This is a genomic window from Idiomarina piscisalsi (assembly GCF_003987095.1).
In the GTDB taxonomy this organism is placed as follows: Bacteria; Pseudomonadota; Gammaproteobacteria; order Enterobacterales; family Alteromonadaceae; genus Idiomarina; species Idiomarina piscisalsi.
Map to the genome: position 1 here is coordinate 520,740 of NZ_PIQA01000001.1, position 20,047 is coordinate 540,786.

Consider the following 20,047-nt stretch of genomic DNA (forward strand, 5'->3'; position numbering starts at 1 on the left):
GTCTAAAAATGAAAAAAATCGTTTTTCTTACGTCAATTGCCGTCGCAAGCTTCGCACCATTTACCAGTTCTGCCCAGGTAATTAAGCCTGCGCCGCAGGTGACTACCCAGGCTCAAGCTGAATTTTTTGCAGCAATTAACCAGCATTGCGGTAACTCATACGCTGGAGAAGTCACTGTAGATACGCCAGCCAGCGACGGTTTTGAAGGCCCGTTAATCATGCACGTTCGCAAGTGCGGCGATGCGAAAATTGAAATTCCTTTTCACGTTGGCGATGATCATTCGCGCACCTGGATTTTAACGCAAACAGGGGCTGGTATTAGTCTTAAACATGATCATCGTAAACCTGATGGCAACTATGACCCTTTAACCATGTATGGTGGGCATACGGTCGATAAAGGTTATCCGACTGCACAATCGTTCCCTGCTGACGCATACTCAAAAGAATTATTTATTGAATTGGGTGTGCCTCAGTCGAATACCAATATTTGGCAAATGTATATTCACGACGACACCTTTACCTATCGCTTAATTCGCGAGGGCAGAGAATTTCGGGTGGATTTTGATTTAACAGAAACCGTTGATACTCCCCCTACTCCATGGGGCTATGCGGACTAGGTTTGAAAAACACTAATAAGAAGTCGCGCCTAAGCGCGACTTCTTGCATTTACAGCACGTCACCCGGAATACGCACGTTACCTTCCATTAAAACGCGCGCGCTGCGGCTCATAATAGCTTTTATAGCGGTCCACTGGCCGTTGACTTGCTTACATTCGGCGCCAACCTGTAAGATGCCTGAAGGGTGACCGAAGTTAACCATGGTACGGTCATTTCCGCCCGCCGCTAAATTCACCGTAGTACCGGGAATAGCTGCGGCGGTTCCAATAGCCACTGCGGCGGTGCCCATCATGGCATGATGCAGTTTGCCCATCGACATCGCACGTACCAACAGATCCACGTCACTGGCGGCAATTTTCTTACCACTGGAAGCGATATAGTCTTTTGGTGGTGCTACAAAAGCGACTTTAGGCGTGTGTTGGCGGTTAGCCGCTTCAGCGACATCGTCGATCAGCCGCATTTTTACTGCACCGTGAGCGCGAATTGTTTCAAAACGCTCCAAAGCGGCAGAGTCGCCATTAATAGCTTCCTGCAGTTCGGTGCCATCATAGCCAATTTCTTCTGCATTCAGGAAAATGGTCGGAATACCGGCGTTAATCAGCGTTGCTTTTAAGGTCCCGATACCGGGAACTTCTATATCATCGATTAAATTACCGGTCGGAAACATCGACTCGCCATTCGCTGACGGATCCATAAATTCTACTGGTACTTCAGCCGCTGGGAAGGTAACACCGTCCAGAATAAAGTCACCAGTCTCCTGCACTTCACCGTTGACCATAGGCACTTTATTGACGATAGTTTTGCCAATATTGGCCTGCCAAATACGGACTTCGCAAACACCATTTTCAGGAATGCGTTCAGGCGCTACCAAACCATTGGCAATGGCAAATGGCCCCACCGCTGACGATAAATTACCGCAGTTACCACTCCAGTCGACAAATGGCTTGTCTATCGACACCTGACCAAACAGGTAATCGACATCATGGTCCGACTGTTCACTCTTAGCAACGATGACCGTTTTACTGGTGCTCGACGTCGCGCCACCCATACCATCGGTATGCTTGGCGTAAGGATCCGGGCTGCCAATAACACGCAACAAAATGGCATCGCGCACCGCGCCCGGTTTCTGCGCGGCTTCAGGCAAATCCTGCAAACGGAAGAAAACACCCTTTGAGGTCCCGCCACGCATGTAGGTGGCGGGAATTTTGATTTGTGGTTTAAACGCCATAGCTCAAACTCCTTAGCTTGCTTCTGCTTCTAAAAAGTCCTGCGCAAAGCGCTGTAATACACCACCAGCCTCGTAAATAGAGACTTCCTCTTTGGTGTCCAGGCGACAAATAACCGGAACTTGCTGCGACGACCCGTCCTTACGGTGAATGGTCAATTGCAATACTGCCCCCGGCGCCGGTGTGCCTTTCACGTCGAAGGTTTCAGTGCCGTCAATATTCAACGTTTTGCGCGTAGTGCCCTCTTCAAACTGCAGTGGCAATACGCCCATACCAATTAAGTTGGTACGGTGAATACGTTCAAAACCTTCGGCAACAATAACTTCAACACCCGCTAAGCGAACACCTTTCGCTGCCCAGTCGCGTGACGAACCCTGACCATAATCAGCGCCCGCAACGATAATTAGCGGTTGTTTATTGGTCATGTAATGCTCAATAGCTTCCCACATGCGCACAACTTTGCCTTCTGGCTCAATCCGCGCCAGCGACCCCTGAATCACGTCACCGTTTTCGTCACGCACCATTTCATTAAACAACTTAGGGTTAGCAAAAGTGGCACGCTGTGCGGTCAAGTGATCACCACGGTGAGTAGCATAAGAGTTAAAGTCCTCCTCCGGCACGCCCATTTTCGCCAGATATTCCCCCGCAGCACTGTCAGCCATAATCGCGTTGGATGGCGACAAGTGGTCGGTGGTGATGTTATCACCCAGTACCGCCAACGGACGCAGACCCGTTAAGGTATTCTCTGCGGCTAACGCGCCTTCCCAATAAGGCGGGCGGCGAATATAGGTGCTCATTTCACGCCACTCATACAGTGGGTTGTTCTTCTCTCCGTAGTCAACGCTCAGGTTGAACATAGGATCATAAACCTTGCGGAACTGCTCAGGCTTGACGCTCTCTTTGACGATACGGTCAATTTCTTCATCACTCGGCCAGATATCTTTAAGCGTTACCGGGTTACCATCATGGTCATACCCCAGCACGTCTTTTTCGATATCAAAGCGGATAGTACCGGCAATCGCATACGCCACAACCAACGGCGGCGAAGCCAAAAACGCCTGCTTAGCATACGGATGAATACGTCCGTCGAAGTTTCGGTTACCCGACAATACCGCAGTTGAGAACAGATCACGGTCAATGATCTCTTGCTGAATTTTCGGATCCAACGCGCCGCTCATACCGTTACAAGTGGTACAGGCAAACGCCACCACACCGAAACCTAAGTCTTCCAGTTCAGGCAGTAGCTGCGCTTCTTCCAGGTACATTTTTACGGTTTTAGAGCCCGGAGCCAGTGACGATTTAACCCATGGCTTACGCGTTAATCCCAATTTATTGGCGTTACGCGCAATCAAACCTGCTGCAATCATGTTGCGTGGATTACTGGTGTTAGTGCAGCTGGTAATGGCCGCAATAATCACCGCGCCATCCGGCATTTTTCCGTTTTCAGGGTCTTCAATATGCTTAGCCACACCGCGTTCTGTTAGTTCAGCAGCAGGTAGCAAGGCATGGGGGTTAGAAGGTCCCGCCAGATTACGTTCTACTTTAGATAAGTCAAAACGTAATACCCGACCGTATTCAGCAGTTTTCAGACTGTCACCCCATAACCCGGTTTCCTTGGCAAACTTCTCGACCAGTTCTACCTGATCATCGTCACGGCCGGTCAGTTTTAAGTAATCGATAGTTTGGTCATCAATGTAGAACATTGCCGCGGTGGCACCGTATTCGGGTGTCATATTAGAGATAGTTGCGCGGTCACCAACGGTTAGTGCTTCTGCGCCTTCACCGAAAAACTCAAGGTAAGCGCCAACAACACGCTCGCGACGCAAAAATTCCGTGAGCGCTAAGACCAAATCAGTGCCGGTAATACCCGGACGCAATTTGCCTGTGAGTTCAACACCTACGATATCAGGCAGGCGCATATAAGAGGCGCGACCAAGCATCACACTCTCAGCTTCCAGGCCACCCACACCGACAGAAATAACACCTAAGGCATCCACCATGGGCGTGTGGCTGTCGGTACCTACACAGGTATCAACAAAAGCGACGTTGTCACGAACCTGAACTACTGGCGACATTTTCTCCAGGTTAATCTGGTGCATAATGCCGTTCCCCGGAGGTATCACGTCAACGTTCTTAAACGCGGTTTTGGTCCAGTTAATAAAGTGGAAACGGTCGTCGTTACGACGGTCTTCAATGGCACGGTTTTTCTCAAACGCGTCTTTTTCGAAGCCCGCGTGCTCAACCGCCAGTGAATGATCGACAATCAGTTGCGTAGGCACGACCGGATTCACTTTGGCCGGGTCACCGCCTTTTTCGGCGATAGCATCGCGCAGGCCAGCTAAATCAACCAACGCCGTTTGCCCGAGAATGTCGTGGCAAACTACGCGAGCCGGGAACCACGGAAAATCGTGCTCTTTTTTGCCGTAAATCAATTGCTCTAACGACTGCGTTAAAATATCCGGCGGACAACGGCGTACCAGGTTTTCTGCCAGTACCCGTGAGGTGTACGGCAGTTTGTCGTAAGCGCCCGGCTCTATATCTTCAACGGCTGCTCGAGTATCGAAATACTCGAGCGTGGTGCCATCAAGTTTTTTACGGTATTCATTATTCATATTAACGGTCACCAATTGCAGGTACTGGACGCGCCTCTGGACCTGTGTAGTCCGCAGACGGACGAATAATACGGTTGTTAGCACGTTGCTCTTTAACGTGCGCAGTCCAGCCGGTTACTCGTGACATTACGAAAATTGGGGTAAACAGTTTGGTTGGAATGCCCATGTAGTTATAGGCAGACGCATGGAAGAAGTCCGCATTCGGGAACAACTTCTTCTCGCGCCACATGACTTCTTCACAGCGTACAGAAACATCGTACAAACGGCTGTCGCCGACTTCTTCCGACAATTTCTTCGACCACGCTTTGATGATGTCGTTACGTGGGTCAAACTCTTTATAAATGGCATGACCAAAGCCCATAATTTTTTCTTTACGCTCCAACATGCCCATCAGCGTTTGCTCGGCATCTTCAGCGTCTTTCATGTCTTCGATAAGTTCCATTGCTGCTTCGTTAGCACCACCGTGTAGTGGACCACGTAACGAACCAATCGCGCCAGTAACACATGAATGAATGTCAGATAATGTCGATGCACAAACGCGTGCAGTGAAGGTAGACGCGTTAAATTCATGCTCTGCGTATAGGATAAGTGAGGTGTTCATAACGTCAGCATGCAGCTGTGAAGGCTTTTTGTCGTGCAATAAACGCAGGAAGTGCGCGCCGATAGACTCTTCTTCCGAGTCCGTATCGATACGAATGCCGTCGTGAGTAAAGCGATACCAGTACAATACGATACCCGGGAATGTCGCTAAGAAACGCTCGATGTGGTCGTCAGCTTCATCGAAGCTTTCTTCCGTTTCCAGGTTACCCAGCATTGAACAACCGGTACGCATAACGTCCATAGGGTGTGCTGACTTTGGAATACGCTCTAGTACGTCTTTGACTTCCTGAGGCAATACGCGTAATGATTTTAAGCGTTTGCGGTAGTCGTCAAGTTGCGACTGAGTCGGCAATTCGCCCTTTGCTAGCAGGTATGCCACTTCTTCAAAGCTAACTTTTTCGGCAAGCTCTTTGATGTCATAACCGCGGTAGGTTAAGCCTGAGCCGCTTTTACCAACAGTACATAGGGCCGTTTCGCCGGCTGATTGTCCGCGCAAACCTGCGCCACTTAGTTTCTTCTCTGCCATGATTTTTCCCTTCTTAATTTGTTTATTTTTTAAATAATTGGTCGAGTTTTTCTTCGAAATCGTGATAGTTAAGGAATTCATACAATTCCGCACGAGTTTGCATGTCATCAACAACGGCTTTTTGGTCGCCGTTTTCTAAAATACTATTGTAGACGTTCAGTGCCGCTTTGTTCATTGCGCGGAATGCGCTTAATGGATAAAGCACAATCTCAACGCCGACATCGGCCAACTCTTGTTTATTGAACAGTGGCGTCGCACCAAACTCAGTGATATTGGCCAGTACCGGCACGTCTAATGCGTCTGTAAAGGCTTTATAGTGCTCCAGCGTATGTACAGCTTCAGCAAAAATTGCATCTGCACCTGCATCGACACAAGCTTGCGCGCGCTCAATAGCAGACTCTAAGCCCTCTTGTTGGAACGCGTCCGTACGCGCCATAATATAAAACTGGTCATCGATTCGCGCATCAACAGCCGCTTTTACTCGATCAACCATTTCACCCTGACTAACTATTTCTTTGTTTGGACGGTGACCACAGCGTTTCTGCGCAACTTGATCTTCAATATGAAAACCTGCGGCACCGGCACGGCTCATTTCTTTTACCGTACGGGCAATGTTAAACGCACCACCCCAACCGGTATCGGCGTCCACCAACAGTGGCAAGTCGCTGGCACCGGTAATACGACGAATGTCTTCACACACGTCGTTCAACGAAGTCATTCCCAAGTCAGGCAAGCCAAAAGATGCGTTAGCCACGCCAGCACCTGACAAGTACAACGCTTTATGACCGACTTTTTCAGCCATCATGGCGGTGTAAGCATTAATGGTACCGACAATTTGTAGTGGACTCTCGTCGGCTACGGCTTGGCGCAGTTTAGCGCCTGGGCTTTGTATTTGACTCATGATACTTCCTTATGTGCTTGTAGTTTTGTTTCAATGTTTTTGCGTGATGCACTGATATGACGGCGCATTAACAAATCGGCAAGTTCGCCATCGCGGTTCGCAATGGCGGTAATAATCGCTTTGTGTTCATCAAAAGCACGCGATACTCGTGGACCATTCATACCAAGCTGAACACGGTACATGCGAACTAAAAAGTAAAGCTCGTCGCACAGCATATTAATTAAATACTGATTTTTGCTGGCAAGAATAATGCGGTAATGAAAATCGACATCCCCCGCCTCTTGATAATAACTCTCGCCTTCACGCACCCGTTGGTTTTCCAAATGTTGCTCTAACAGTTTAGATAAGGCTTCAATTTCGTCATCGGCCATTTGTTCTGCGGCAAGACGACAGGCTAACCCCTCAAGCTCTTCGCGTATTTGATACAACGCAATTAAGCTTTTATAGGTTAATGTAACAACGCGAGCTCCTGCATTCGGGGTACGTTCAACCAAGTGACAGCGCTCTAGTCGCGCTAATGCTTCACGCAATGGTGCCCGACTAACATTAAACTGTTTAGCAAGACCCGCCTCGCTAATTTTGCTGCCTGCGGCAATATCGCCTTCGACAATTGCTTTTTGCACCGCAACAAGAACACGATCGGCTGATGTGACGGGTGATCTGAATGAGTACTGCTGGTCGTAAAACGTTTGCATAAATGATTAAAGTTAGTGAAATGCACTTGGTTGTCGACAATTATTACAGGGTAGTCTAAATAACCATGTTTTTCAATTCAAAAACCTTTTTATTGTCGACAATTAAAGCTCCTTGTATTTGAAGAATTTGACTTTCCATTATCGCTCAATTATCTGATAAGATACTCATATGAATGACGTTTTAATGACTTTTTTTGATTTGGGGCAGTATTCACAAGCTCCGCTACCAGGCTATTATAATTATTGGCTTGTTACCCTGTCCTATCTTGTTGCTTTTATAGCGTCATTTACTGCGTTAAAAATATTTGAACGGGCACACCGTCATCGCTCAGCCAGCAAACAGCGAATCTGGACGGTTATTACCGCAATTGTGGCCGGTATTGGCGTCTGGAGTATGCACTTTATTGGTATGATAGCGTTCCAGTTGCCTGTGGTGGTTTCACACAACATTGGACTGACTCTGGCCTCTATAGCCCCGGCTATTATCGGCAATTACTTTGCCTATTCTTTGCACCTGTCCGCAGACAAGCTTGCTAACTTCAAAAGAAGACATAATCGTGTTTCCGTTCAGACGAACATTCTTTCAGGCACTATTTTAGGCGCCGGTATTGGGCTAATGCACTACCTGGGCATGGAAGCTATGCAGTTAAATGCAGAGCTACTTTACTCGCCCTATTGGTTTGCGACTTCCATAGTTATTGCAGTGGCTCTTGGTATTCTTGCCATGAGTACTTACAGCCGCTCGAACATTATTCGTGGCGCCAAAAGCGAACTTCGGAAAATACAGTTTGTCACTGCACTGATTATCGCAGCGGCTATTAGCGGTATGCACTATGTTGCAATGCTGGCTAGTCGCTTTTACACAGATGAACCCATTACTAGCCTAGCAACTAATGCTCAGCACCAACATCTATGGCTTATTTACGCTATTGTCATTGCTGTCGCACTTATTGCGCTTATCTCCTGGGTTTCATCAGTTATTGATCGACGTTTTCAGTACAATTATCGCGCAATAAAACAATCCGATAAGCGCATTCGCGAACTGGCTTTTAATGATGCCTTAACCGGCCTTCCAAACCGCCGCTCATTGCTTGATTACTTATCGCAACAACAGCAGGAAACGCCGGAAAACGAACACTTAGTCCTGTTCTTACTCGATATCGATAAGTTTAAAGTGCTGAATAACACGCTTGGACCGACGTTAGGTGATTTATTATTGCAGTCCGTTACTCACCGACTAGAGCGTGTTGCATTAAACGTACACATGGTGGCTCGCCCCAGCTCCAACGAATTTGCCGTGGTCGCCCGGGTACAGAAAAGTAACAATCCGGTACAAGCGCAGTCTCACGCGCTCAGTATGGCCAAAACGTTGCAACAAGAATTGCAAGCCCCCTACTCACTCAAAGACTACCGCCACCAGTGCTCAATGAGTTTTGGTGTCACTGTTGTTGATAGTTTTAAAAAGTCGTCTGAGGACATTCTTGTTCAGGCTGCGCTGGCCTTAGCAGAGGCAAAACGTAATGGTATGGGTGAAATTCGCTTGTATCATCCTGAAATGGCCGACGCGATAGAAAAGCGCGTGAAACTTGAAGCAGAATTGCGCCAGGCTATAGAAACACGCGATGGACTGGAACTGTATTTACAACCCCAACTTGATATAAACCGTGAAGTCATTGGCGCAGAAGCACTGATTCGCTGGCACCATAGTGAACGAGGCATGGTGTCGCCAGCAGAGTTTATTCCACTGGCGGAGGAAACTGGTCTTATTATTGGTCTGGGTGACTTAATTAATGAACAAGCCTGCCAGATTATACGTCAGTGGCAACAATTAGGGCTAACCGACTTGGTACTTTCAATTAATGTCAGTGCCCCACAATTCCAGCAAATGGATTTTGTCGACAAATTAAACTCTCTGCTAAAACAATATGAAGTGCCTGCTGGTCAACTTAAGCTTGAATTGACAGAAAGCGTACTAATGCAAAACCTTGATGACGTCATTCATAAAATTAAGGAGTTGAAGCAGCTGGGTATCCAATTTGCGCTAGACGATTTTGGAACAGGCTATTCATCACTATCCTACTTAATGAAACTGCCGTTCGATGTGCTCAAAATCGATGTGTCTTTCGTACGTGATATGTTTCAGTCCGTACAGAAAGAAGCCATTGTTCAAACGATTGTTCAGTTGGCACATAACCTGGGTCTTAAAGTAGTGGCTGAGGGCGTTGAAACAGAGAAGCATTTTGACTACCTCTCTTCACTTGGCTGTGATTACTTTCAGGGCTATTTATTCAGTAAGCCAGTTGCAGAGTCTGAATTCAGAAAACAAAATTCACACCTATAACACACCGTGAAAACCAATGAATTCGTCGTTTTCGGTTCCATTCTGTGGCTACCGCTAGTAAAGTATTGCCACCTTTTTCGACTCCGACTTTAGTCGAATAAGCTAAAAATAGACATAACTATTTGATGTTAAATAACAAAATGGATAACAAGAATGGATCCTAAGAATATAGTCGATAAAGACTCAAGCTTTTTCGGACAGCCAGGGGGCTTACAAACCCTGTTTTTTACCGAAATGTGGGAGCGCATGAGTTACTATGGCATGCGTGCGCTACTCGTTTTATTTATGACCGCCAGTTTGCAAGAAGGCGGACTCGCGATAACCGTCGCCTCTGCAACCGCTATCTACGGCTTGTATGCAGGCTCTGTTTATTTCATGGGTTTACCCGGCGGCTGGATTGCCGACCGCTTGTTAGGCGGTCAACGCGCCACCTGGTACGGCGGTATCATTATAATGCTTGGTCATATTGTATTGGCCATACCCAGTGAAGCCAGCTTCTTCATTGGTTTAATTTTGGTGGTATTAGGTACTGGGTTATTAAAACCCAATATCACCGCGATGGTTGGTCAACTCTATGACTCTGACGATGATCGCCGTGACGGTGGGTATACCCTGTACTACATGGGCATCAACATTGGCTCCATTATCGGTTATATAGTCACTGGTTACCTTATGGAAAATGCCGGTTACCATTGGGGTTTCGGTGCAGCAGCTGTTGGTATGGCATTTGGCCTTATTCAGTACAAACTGACTCAACCTAAGTTGAAAGGCGTTGGTGAGAAGCCACCGAAACCAATGGGTCCTATCTCAGGCAAGATAAGCTGGGGAATTATTTGGTTCTTATTAGCGGTTTTAGCGGTTTATACCTTTTTAGCCCTGAATGACTACGTCACGATTGATCCAACCATCGTTGCCGGAAATGTTGCCATTATCTTTACGGTTATATTTTTCCTGTACTACCTGTCCGTTTTTATCTTCGGGAAGTTGACTCGAGATGAAATGAAACGCCTCGGTGCTCTATTCCTAGTGTGTATTGCGTCGACGATGTTCTGGGCAGGCTTCGAGCAAGCCGGCTCATCATTTAACTTGTTCGCACGAGACCTAACCGATCGCGTTGTTGGCGACTTTACAATCCCAACCACTTGGTTCCAGTCGCTGAACTCAATATTCCTGGTCATTATGTCACCGTTCTTCGCGGCACTATGGATCAACCTGAGCAAGCGTATGATCAACCCATCGTACGGCTTTAAGAGTGCTATTGGCCTTATCATTATGGCGACAGGCTTCATTGTCATGTTCTTCGCCTCACAAGCCGCTGCCAGCGGACTTAAAGTGGCACCATATTGGTTGGTTGCGGTGTACTTTATTCATACCGTTGGTGAGCTGTGCTTAAGCCCAGTTGCCCTGAGTGCGGTGAGTAAGTTGTCACCGAAGCGTATGGCAGGCCAGATGATGGGTATCTTCGTACTCACCTACTCTATCGGTAACGTTGTTGTCGGCTTGTTGGCTGGTGGCCTTGACCCGAACAACCCACAAGCGATGCCTGAGCTTTACTGGACTATCTTTGTGTTCGGTGTGAGCGTTGGTGCGGCGGTCTTCGTATTGGCTCTGTTTACTCGTAAATGGGAAAAACTGGCGCCGGACGATGGCGAAGACGAGCACCCAGGTGCAGTTATTGATGCTAACGAGCCGGTTGGCAAACCTTAATAAAGGTTAGGAAATTAGCATTTAAAAAGGGACCTTTGGGTCCCTTTTTTAGTATGTCCGATTTACTTTTTAGGCTTTTCGGAAACGTAGATAATAATCTCACCAGCAGCAACCACGGTACCATCATCCCGTTTCGCTTCCACGGTTATAGGTTGCTCACCCACTTGCCAAGTCTGATCTGATGCCTTCGCCTCAATAGTCACGTCACTGTTTGTTTTTGCCAGATACTGAACATTCATACCTTTAGGGATCCAACGCAAATGCTTTGGAATAGAAGCCTCAGCAAGCGCACCCATGGCCATTTCCATGCCGTTACATACTGCAATAGCGTGCACCGTACCAATGTGGTTCTGAACGGCTTTGCGCTTTTTGAACGTAAGCTGACAAAAATTAGGCTCTAATTCAGTAATAAGCGGCTTAATGGTTGCAAAATAAGGCGCTTTTCGGGCAAACATGGTTGAGAAAATCTTGCGCCCAAACGGCATTTTTAAACAGCGTTCGTATAAGTTTATTAAGTAGTTGCCATTGGCCACTATTCTTTCTCCCGGGAAGTCGAATTGACAAAGTATGGGCATTAAAAAAGCAGGCCGAAGCCTGCTTTTTCAATAAGCTTAGCTTGCTTAATTATAAGCTTGCTAAAGTTTCATTCAATACAGAGCAAGGGCGCATTGCTGCAGATACTTTCTCTGAATTTGGCTGGTAGTAACCACCAATGTCCACTTTCTTGCCCTGAACACCGTTCAGCTCGTCAATAATCGCTTGTTCATTGCCTGACAGCTTTTCAGACAACTTACTGAAGCGCTCATTAAGCTCAGCGTCATCGTTTTGATTCGCCAACGCTTCGGCCCAGTACATTGCCAGATAGAAATGAGAACCACGGTTATCAATCTCACCGGCTTTACGTGACGGCGACTTGTTCTCGTCCAGGAATTTAGCTGTTGCTACGTCTAGCGTGTCAGCCAGCACTTGTGCACGTTTATTATCAAAAGTACGGCTCAGGTGCTCAAGAGACGCTGCCAGAGCCAGGAATTCACCTAAAGAGTCCCAACGTAAATGGTTTTCTTCAACAAACTGCTGAACGTGCTTAGGTGCAGAACCGCCAGCGCCTGTTTCAAATAGACCACCACCGTTCATCAGAGGCACAATTGACAACATTTTCGCTGACGTACCCAGTTCCAGAATTGGGAATAAGTCCGTCAGGTAGTCACGCAGAACGTTACCGGTTACAGAAATAGTGTCTTTACCTTCTTTCACACGCTTCAGTGTGTGACGAGTGGCTTCTACCGGCGCCATAATTTGGATATCAAGACCGTCGGTGTCGTGCTCTTTTAAGTACTCTTCGACTTTCTTAATTAACTGAGCGTCGTGTGCACGGTTGCTGTCCAGCCAGAATACCGCAGGCATGCCGCTTAAGCGTGAACGGTTAACCGCCAGTTTCACCCAGTCGCGGATAGGTGCGTCTTTCACCTGACACATACGCCAAATATCGCCTTCCTCAACTTTGTGTTCAAACACAACATCGCCGGCTTTGTTTAAGACTTTGACAACACCGTCTGCCGGAATTTCAAACGTCTTATCGTGAGAACCATACTCTTCTGCTTTTTGCGCCATTAGACCAACGTTAGGTACAGTACCCATAGTCGCCGGGTCGAACGCGCCATTTTCTTTGCAGAAGCTAATGGTTTCCTGATATACACCCGCATAGCAGCGATCTGGAATCATCGCTTTTGCATCTTGGCGGCTGTCATTTTTGTCCCACATTTTGCCAGAATCACGAATCATTGCAGGCATTGATGCGTCAATGATGACATCACTTGGTACGTGCAGGTTAGTAATACCTTTGTGCGAGTTAACCATCGCCAGTTCTGGCTGTTTCGAGTAAACCGTTTCCAGGTCAGACTCAATTTCAGCGCGCTTGTCAGCGTCTAACTTCTCGAGTTTGTTGTACAAGTCGCCAATACCGTTGCTGGCATCAAACTCAATGTCTTTCATGACGTCGGCATGTTTCTCTAGAACGTCTTTAAAGAAAACACGTACAGCATGACCAAACATAATTGGATCTGACACTTTCATCATGGTTGCTTTTAAGTGCAACGACAGTAAAACGCCTTCTTCTTTTGCCGCAGCGGTTTCTTTTTCAAAGAACGCCTGCAACTGCTTTTTGCTCATTGTTGCAGCGTCAACCACTTCACCGGCCAGTACTGGTACAGATTCTTTCAGTACTTTTTGCTCACCGTTCGCTTCTAAGACAATTTTGAAGCTGTCATCAGCAGCAGATGTCATTGACTTTTCGCTGCTGTAAAAGTCGCCGTCGCTCATGTGAGCTACGTGAGACTTAGAATCTTTAGACCACTCGCCCATACGATGTGGGTTCTTCTTTGCATAATTTTTAACAGCACTTGGTGCGCGACGGTCTGAGTTACCTTCACGCAAGACCGGGTTTACCGCACTGCCTTTAACTTTGTCGTAGCGCGCGCGAACGTCTTTTTCTTCGTCTGTTTGCGGATCAAACGGGAAGTCAGGCAGTTTGTAGCCTTGTTCCTGAAGCTCTTTAATACATGCCGTCATTTGTGGAATAGACGCACTAATGTTTGGCAGTTTAATGATGTTTGCTTCAGCAGTTTTCGCCATTTCGCCCAGCTCAGCTAAAGCGTCTGACTGACGTTGCTCTTCGGTCAGGTACTCCGGAAACTGCGAAATAATACGACCAGCCAAAGAAATATCGCGGGTCTCCACTGAAACACCAGCCGCCTTTGTGAATGCTTCAATAATTGGCAACAACGAGTATGTCGCCAAGCGTGGCGCCTCGTCCGTTTCAGTGTAAATAATCTTTGCTTTATCAGTCGACATAGTCATTCCTATTCGTTGGACCTAAAGTAAATATGCAAAAAAAGTGGCAAGATTATAGGCGATTTGGCCTTAAATTACCATGTACCGATGTTTTCCATTGACGCCCAAGGCTCCTGTTCTGGTAAGCGTTCACCTTTTTGCAGCAATTCAATTGAAATATTATCTGGTGAGCGAACAAACGCCATATGACCATCGCGCGGTGGGCGATTAATAATAATTCCATTATCTTTTAGCTTCTGACATAACTCATAAATATTCTCTACTTCAAAAGCTAAGTGCCCGAAGTTACGACCGCCACTATAGGTTTCTGGATCCCAGTTGTAAGTGAGCTCAAGCTCTGGAGAGCGCTTTTCCTTAGCGAGCTCGAAGTCATCAGAAGCAGCAAGGTAAACCAAGGTAAATCGGCCCTTCTCAACTTCCTTACGCGACACCTCTTTCATACCAAGCAAGTCGCAATAAAAGTGTAACGAACGCTCCAAACCATGAACCCGAACCATTGTATGTAAATATCGCATTGCCTACTCCTTGAGCGTTTTTCTTGATCTATATTAAAGATACATTTAATATGTGTTTATTAAACATGCATTGGGAATGTTTATTATGAAACCTAATACGTTACTCAAAACCTCTAACACCTCTATGGTGGTGTTTCTGCTACTTTCAATTGTTGTGTTTTATTTAGCCTGGTTTCAGGAAGAAAACCTGCCACTAATGCTGCTGGTATTCTTACACTTATCGCAAGTGATTCTAGCCGGCTTATTTAAAGTCGCTTATGTCTTCCGTCTTATTGCGCAAAATCAGTTAGGGCAAAGTCTGCGCTAACTATTCAGCCGTTGTTTGCGCTCTCGCCAGTCTGGTAGATACTTGTCCATAAGACGATAAAAGCGTTTGTTGTGGTAACGCTCATACAAATGCGTGAGTTCATGCACCACAACGTATTCGAGGCTCTCAGCCGCTTTACTCATTAAATCAAAGTTTAACCAAATTTTATGAGTACGAATATTACAGCTGCCCCAACGGGTTTTCATCTTCCGCACGCCAAAGTCACTGGCAGCTACGCCCATAATGGGTTGCCAATGTTCCAGTAGCTGCGCAATACGCTCTTTTAACTGGGCCCGAAGCCACCTATCTAGCTGTTTTTTACGGGCTTCTAAGTTGGACGGATCAGACATACTTAAGGTGAGTGTCTTGGTTTCACGGCAAAGCGTTACCGCACTAAGCTGGGGGAATGCGCTTTTTCGTACCGCCTTTAAACAGTAGCTTTGCCCTTCAACAACGATCTCCGCGTGGTCTTCGTAAGACTGAGTCCGGGGCGTTGTTTCTTGCCTCTGCAGCAGCTTCTGCTGTTGCTCTTTTATCCATTCACTTCGGGCTTCTATAACCGACTGTATATAGTCTCCCGGCCAATGTTTTGGTGCTGACACATGAACGCAGCCGGGCTCTTTTATCCGTAGATACAGGTGTTTAATGCGCTTGCGAGTTATTTCAACTTTGCAATCGCCTACATACATGAGTTACTCACTTGTTTCTCGTGCAGAGTGCTGGTTGATTTGTGCCTGCTGCCCCTGCAATAAAGTTTTTAGCTCGCGAATCTCATCCTGCAGTTCACGCATGGTCGGCTCAGGTCCTTGCTCTTCTTCAAGCTGCTGACGTAATTCCTCAGCCTCAGCCTGACTCTCTTTGTCCATAACGTTTACGACAATACCAATAACCATGTTTAGAAAAGCAAAAGCCGTCAGGAATATAAAGGTCATATAGAACAGCCAGCTCCACGGATACACCTCCATGGTCTCGTATTGAACGTCCGTCCAGTCTTCGAAGGTCATAACCCGGAACAATGTCAGCATGGATACCGCAATGTTTTCCCATAAGAAAGGGTTAATGTCAGCGAACAAGTAACTACCGACCGCCGCGTAAATGTAGAAGATAATGAACATGAGCAATACCACGTAACCCATTTGTGGCAGTGCTTTTAATAACGAGGTAATGAGTGTTCGCAACTCCGGGATGATAGAGATCATCCGCAACACTCGGAAAATTCGGACTAGACGAGCCAACAACGCCAATTCCGAGTCGTTAATAGGAATTAAACTGACCACCACGACTAAAGTATCAAAAACATTCCAGCCATTTTTAAAAAAGTTCTTTTTATCGTGATCGGCGATAAACCGAATACTAATTTCCACCACAAAAAAGACGGTGATAAACCAGTCCAGGCCAAGCAAGGCTGTATTTAAAAAACCGGGTAAGTCATACGTTTTTGCACCTATTTCCAGTGCCGAAATAATAATGACGGCTATAACCGCAAACTCAAAAATCCGGTTACTTTTTAGCTCAAATAATTGCTTTTTTAAATTCTCGTACATGGTTTACACGAACACCCAGAATAAAACTGCAGCAAGCACTAAGCGATAAATAACATAAGGCCACATGCCAAAGTCATTTAACCATTTCAAAAAGAAGTGGATGGCCGTAATAGCGGTTATAAAAGAGGCAACGCCACCCACAATAAAGCCATTCCAGTCAACGGCTATGCCGTCACTGTAGATGCTTAATAGCTTTACTAAAGCGGCCGCTGTCGTAATCGGTATCGCCATAAAGAAAGAAAACTTAGAGGCTGTTTCGCGATCAAGGCCCATAAATAAGCCAGCGGTAATGGTCGCGCCTGAACGGGAGGTACCAGGGATGAGTGCTACGGCTTGTGCTAAACCGACGATAATGGCGTCTTTTAAACCAATAGAGTCAAGGTGACGACGACCACGTCCCCAGCGATCGGCCACCGCAAGCAACACTGCAAACACAACAGTGGTCGTAATAATTACCCACACCGCACGCAATACCGTGTCGATATAATCAAGCAACAGCACACCAAAAATACAGGCAGGAATAGTGGCAATAACGACCATCCAACCAAGTTTACTGCGACCTACATTTTCGCCTGCCGGAATAGAACGAAGACCATCTGCAAACAGCGCACCCACGTCTTTACGGAAGTACAAAATAACGGCCAACAAGGTGCCTACGTGCACTGACAAGTCAAAACCAACGCCCTGATCATCCCAGCCAGTTAACACCGGCATTAAAATTAGGTGTGCTGAGCTGGAAATTGGTAAGAACTCAGTAATCCCCTGCACTATCCCTAGTATTATGGCTTGCCACAGCTCCATTTAACGACTCGCTCTTTGTCTTTAATTGCCCAGAAATTGGCGAGCATTATAAACCGAAGTGGGCACTACCGTCATAGTTTTGCATGAAGTTTTTTAATGATGTTTTCCGCCTGTTCGTCCGTCACTAAAAAGCACAGGTTATGCCGACTTGCTCCCTGGCAAATCAGTCGTATAGGCACCGGTGAGGCGGCCTCTAACACCCAGGGAGAAATATCGCCAAAGTGGCCAATGTCATTGCCAATGACAGCAATAAGACTCAGACCCTGCTCAATCGTTACGGTCGCAAATTCCCGCAACTCCTCCAACATGGCTTCGGGTAACACAGAAAGGCCATTTGCTTGCGAGCCTTCCTCGTCCAGAGTCAGTGCAATGCTCACCTCGGAGGTTGTTACCAAGTCCACACTAATGTCATAACGTGCCAAAACATCGAACAAGCGCGCTAAAAAACCGGTCGCATGTAACATTTCAACGCTATTCACTGTCAGTAATGTTTGGTTTTGTCTGCGCGCCAAAGCACGAATTGACGGTCGTTCATCAGGCTCTGGCAAAATAAGCGTGCCGCCTTTTTCCGGGTAACGACTGTGGCCCACAAACACTTTAGTACCACTTTCAATAGCAGGCTTTAAGCTTTTCGGGTGCAGCACTTTTGCACCAAAGGTCGCCAGTTCTGCCGCTTCGGCAAAGCTAATTTGTTCTAACGGTCTTGCATCTGAGCATATCCGCGGGTCGATAGTATAAATACCGGAAACATCCGTCCATATATTCAACTGGTCAGCACTCAGAGCCGCCGCTAATATCGCGGCACTATAGTCACTGCCGCCGCGCCCCAGAGTCGTAGTGACGCCGTCTTCACTAGCGCCAATAAACCCTTGAGTGACCACATTTGCGCTATCAATTAACTGCTCTGACAAGCCAGTGCACCGCTTCCGGGTCTTATCAATATTGGGAACTGCATGACCAAAGTGATTATTAGTCACTAATAAAGAACGCGCATCAACAACTTCAGCGGGAGTTTTAGCCACTTGCGACCAGTACGCGGCAAATAAACGGGACGAACAGCGTTCACCAAAACTCAAAATTTCATCCCGAACTTGTCGCTGGTAACTTTCTGACGCGTTGGGCGCATTTTGAGCCAGTGACTGCAGACGTTGGTGCAATTGCTCAAGATTATAGTGAACGATATTGTCTTTTGGTAATGCAGAGGCCGCTTGGCAATGAATTTCAACAATTTCATCAAACAAGCGTTGGCGTTCTGTTTGCGTGTGTGACTGACTGATTGCCACTAAACGATTCGTTACACCGGCACAAGCACTAACCACCACCAGCGTCGGATTATTTTGACGTTCAACAACGTTAACACAGGCTTGAATCGACTCGGCGCTCGCCATACTGGTGCCGCCGAACTTCGCAACATGAATGGGTAACATAGTATCCCCTGAACTGATAACAACAACGTTCAGAGAGCTTAAAAAGGAGGGTCTCCAGAAGCTCTCCACCTATCGGTGACAGCCGCAAGTGTTCAAACTCAACGGCCGGCGCAAGCCATTCCATGCACTTGCACCTCGGCGGTTACTCCCCTCGCTTAGCTCTTTGGTAGATGTTTGCTAAGCTGCCTGAGTACCGCACCTCTTCCAGAAGTTAGTAAACCACGAATAGTGGTTTGAATTCAATCTATGACTGCTTCAACGTATCCATATCAATAACAAAACGGTACTTCACATCGCCTTTTTTCATACGTTTAAACGCGTCATTAATATTTTTAATATCCAACATTTCAACATCGCAGTGAATGTCGTGTTCAGCACAGAAGTCCAGCATTTCCTGTGTCTCAGGAATACCGCCAATAAGTGACCCCGCTAAAACACGGCGCTTCATTACTAACTGTCCCGCCTGCAAAGCAGGATCAACCGGCTCCAATAAGCCAACCAAAATATGCGTACCATCGACTTTCAGGCAGTTAATGTAAGGATTTAAGTCGTGCTGAACAGGCACAGTATCGAGCAAGAAGTCGAAAGTTTCGGCCGCTTCTTCCATTTGCTTTTCGTCTGTCGAGATAATGACGTTATCAGCGCCCTGCTTTTTCGCTTCGCTAATTTTGCTTTCTGAACGCGTAAATATGGTTACCTCTGCGCCCATGGCTTTAGCAAACTTCACGCCCATGTGACCTAAACCGCCCATACCAATAACGCCAACTTTGTGGCCTTCTTTTATACCAAAGTGACGAAGCGGTGAGTAAGTCGTAATGCCCGCACACAATAGTGGAGCGGCTTTCGCGGCATCGAGCTTTTCTGGTACACGGACGACGAAGCGGTCACTGACAACAATTTTTTCAGAATAACCGCCATAAGTAATGCTTTTGTCGTGTAAGTCTTCACCATTGTAAGTCGGAACCATGCCGTTTAAGCAGTATTGCTCTAAGCCCTGGTTACACGAGCTGCACTCTCGACAAGAGTCGACCATACAACCGACACCGACTAAGTCGCCCTCGCTGTAATTCTTAACGTCCTTTCCAACTGAGGTCACGCGTCCAATAATTTCATGGCCGGGAACAACCGGATAAAGAGTTCCGCCCCAATCATTTTCAACATAATGAATGTCAGTGTGACAAACACCACAATAAAGAATGTCGATAGCGACATCGTCGTCTCTTAACTCACGACGCTCAATGCCGTGAGGGGCCAAACCGGAATGTTCAGATTCCGCTGCGTATGCCTTAGTCATAAAAACTCCTTATTGAAATCTTGTAGTACTTCTACTTTGCATTTCGCATTTTGGATTGCACCATAACACCCAAACCCCTAGTAT

The 20,047-nt window shown here is 46.8% G+C and carries 17 protein-coding genes and 1 riboswitch; of the genes, 4 read left to right on the forward strand and 13 right to left on the reverse strand.

Annotated elements, in window-relative coordinates; translation table 11 throughout:
- The first annotated feature begins 8 nt into the window (after positions 1 to 8).
- Positions 9 to 617 (forward strand): hypothetical protein, encoded by a 609-nt coding sequence (locus CWI73_RS02615; protein WP_126751413.1) that lies wholly within the window; start codon positions 9 to 11, stop codon positions 615 to 617.
- Between the two features lie 49 nt (positions 618 to 666).
- Here CWI73_RS02615 and prpF read toward each other — a convergent pair whose 3' ends face one another.
- From prpF to CWI73_RS02640, 5 genes are read right to left on the reverse strand one after another with little or no spacing between them, the layout of a single operon-like run.
- Positions 667 to 1,845, reverse strand: a complete 1,179-nt coding sequence (prpF, locus tag CWI73_RS02620) for a 2-methylaconitate cis-trans isomerase PrpF (RefSeq protein ID WP_126751414.1) — start codon at positions 1,843 to 1,845, stop codon at positions 667 to 669.
- A gap of 12 nt (positions 1,846 to 1,857) precedes the next feature.
- The gene (gene acnD / locus CWI73_RS02625) at positions 1,858 to 4,455 is read right to left on the reverse strand and encodes a Fe/S-dependent 2-methylisocitrate dehydratase AcnD (RefSeq protein ID WP_126751415.1); all 2,598 of its coding nucleotides are present in this window, start codon (positions 4,453 to 4,455) and stop codon (positions 1,858 to 1,860) included.
- Between the two features lies 1 nt (position 4,456).
- Positions 4,457 to 5,581 carry a bifunctional 2-methylcitrate synthase/citrate synthase gene (gene prpC, locus CWI73_RS02630; protein ID WP_126751416.1) on the reverse strand — a complete coding sequence of 375 codons (1,125 nt, stop codon included), beginning with the start codon at positions 5,579 to 5,581 and terminating at the stop codon, positions 4,457 to 4,459.
- A gap of 22 nt (positions 5,582 to 5,603) precedes the next feature.
- On the reverse strand, positions 5,604 to 6,482 hold the full coding sequence (gene prpB / locus CWI73_RS02635) for a methylisocitrate lyase (RefSeq protein WP_126751417.1): 879 nt from the start codon (positions 6,480 to 6,482) through the stop codon (positions 5,604 to 5,606).
- Complete coding sequence (locus CWI73_RS02640; RefSeq protein ID WP_126751418.1) at positions 6,479 to 7,177, reverse strand: GntR family transcriptional regulator; 699 nt, start codon at positions 7,175 to 7,177, stop codon at positions 6,479 to 6,481. The genes prpB and CWI73_RS02640 overlap by 4 nt, the downstream gene beginning before the upstream one ends.
- Before the next feature lie 169 nt (positions 7,178 to 7,346).
- Between CWI73_RS02640 and CWI73_RS02645 the strand changes: the two genes are divergently transcribed.
- Positions 7,347 to 9,518 (forward strand): putative bifunctional diguanylate cyclase/phosphodiesterase, encoded by a 2,172-nt coding sequence (locus CWI73_RS02645; RefSeq protein ID WP_126751419.1) that lies wholly within the window; start codon positions 7,347 to 7,349, stop codon positions 9,516 to 9,518.
- A 153-nt stretch (positions 9,519 to 9,671) separates the two neighbouring features.
- Positions 9,672 to 11,225, forward strand: coding sequence for a peptide MFS transporter (locus CWI73_RS02650; protein ID WP_126751420.1), 1,554 nt, complete (start codon positions 9,672 to 9,674; stop codon positions 11,223 to 11,225).
- Between the two features lie 62 nt (positions 11,226 to 11,287).
- On the opposite strand, the gene CWI73_RS02655 is transcribed toward CWI73_RS02650, so the two are convergent.
- The 3 genes from CWI73_RS02655 to CWI73_RS02665 form a co-directional block, all read right to left on the reverse strand.
- Complete coding sequence (locus CWI73_RS02655; protein ID WP_126751421.1) at positions 11,288 to 11,758, reverse strand: hotdog fold domain-containing protein; 471 nt, start codon at positions 11,756 to 11,758, stop codon at positions 11,288 to 11,290.
- Between the two features lie 91 nt (positions 11,759 to 11,849).
- The gene (locus CWI73_RS02660; RefSeq protein WP_126751422.1) at positions 11,850 to 14,075 is read right to left on the reverse strand and encodes an NADP-dependent isocitrate dehydrogenase; all 2,226 of its coding nucleotides are present in this window, start codon (positions 14,073 to 14,075) and stop codon (positions 11,850 to 11,852) included.
- A gap of 74 nt (positions 14,076 to 14,149) precedes the next feature.
- Positions 14,150 to 14,590, reverse strand: coding sequence for a VOC family protein (locus CWI73_RS02665; protein ID WP_126751423.1), 441 nt, complete (start codon positions 14,588 to 14,590; stop codon positions 14,150 to 14,152).
- Between the two features lie 85 nt (positions 14,591 to 14,675).
- Between CWI73_RS02665 and CWI73_RS02670 the strand changes: the two genes are divergently transcribed.
- A complete protein-coding gene (locus tag CWI73_RS02670; protein ID WP_053952634.1) occupies positions 14,676 to 14,897 on the forward strand; it encodes a hypothetical protein in 222 nt (73 codons plus the stop codon).
- Here CWI73_RS02670 and CWI73_RS02675 read toward each other — a convergent pair.
- The 5 genes from CWI73_RS02675 to CWI73_RS02695 all read right to left on the reverse strand — a co-directional run bounded on the left by CWI73_RS02675 (position 14,894) and on the right by CWI73_RS02695 (position 19,963).
- Positions 14,894 to 15,586, reverse strand: coding sequence for a M48 family metallopeptidase (locus tag CWI73_RS02675; protein WP_126751424.1), 693 nt, complete (start codon positions 15,584 to 15,586; stop codon positions 14,894 to 14,896). The two genes, CWI73_RS02670 and CWI73_RS02675, sit on opposite strands and share 4 nt — an antisense overlap.
- A 3-nt stretch (positions 15,587 to 15,589) precedes the next feature.
- Positions 15,590 to 16,441 carry an ion transporter gene (locus CWI73_RS02680; RefSeq protein ID WP_126751425.1) on the reverse strand — a complete coding sequence of 284 codons (852 nt, stop codon included), beginning with the start codon at positions 16,439 to 16,441 and terminating at the stop codon, positions 15,590 to 15,592.
- A gap of 3 nt (positions 16,442 to 16,444) precedes the next feature.
- Positions 16,445 to 17,242, reverse strand: a complete 798-nt coding sequence (locus CWI73_RS02685) for an undecaprenyl-diphosphate phosphatase (RefSeq protein WP_126751426.1) — start codon at positions 17,240 to 17,242, stop codon at positions 16,445 to 16,447.
- Positions 17,243 to 17,313: 71 nt separating this feature from the next.
- Positions 17,314 to 18,669: a lysine-sensitive aspartokinase 3 gene (gene lysC / locus CWI73_RS02690; protein ID WP_126751427.1), complete on the reverse strand. Its 1,356-nt coding sequence runs from the start codon at positions 18,667 to 18,669 to the stop codon at positions 17,314 to 17,316.
- A 50-nt stretch (positions 18,670 to 18,719) separates the two neighbouring features.
- Positions 18,720 to 18,881, reverse strand: a riboswitch (Lysine riboswitch).
- A 32-nt stretch (positions 18,882 to 18,913) separates the two neighbouring features.
- Positions 18,914 to 19,963: an NAD(P)-dependent alcohol dehydrogenase gene (locus CWI73_RS02695; protein WP_126751428.1), complete on the reverse strand. Its 1,050-nt coding sequence runs from the start codon at positions 19,961 to 19,963 to the stop codon at positions 18,914 to 18,916.
- Between the last annotated feature and the right edge of the window lie 84 nt (positions 19,964 to 20,047).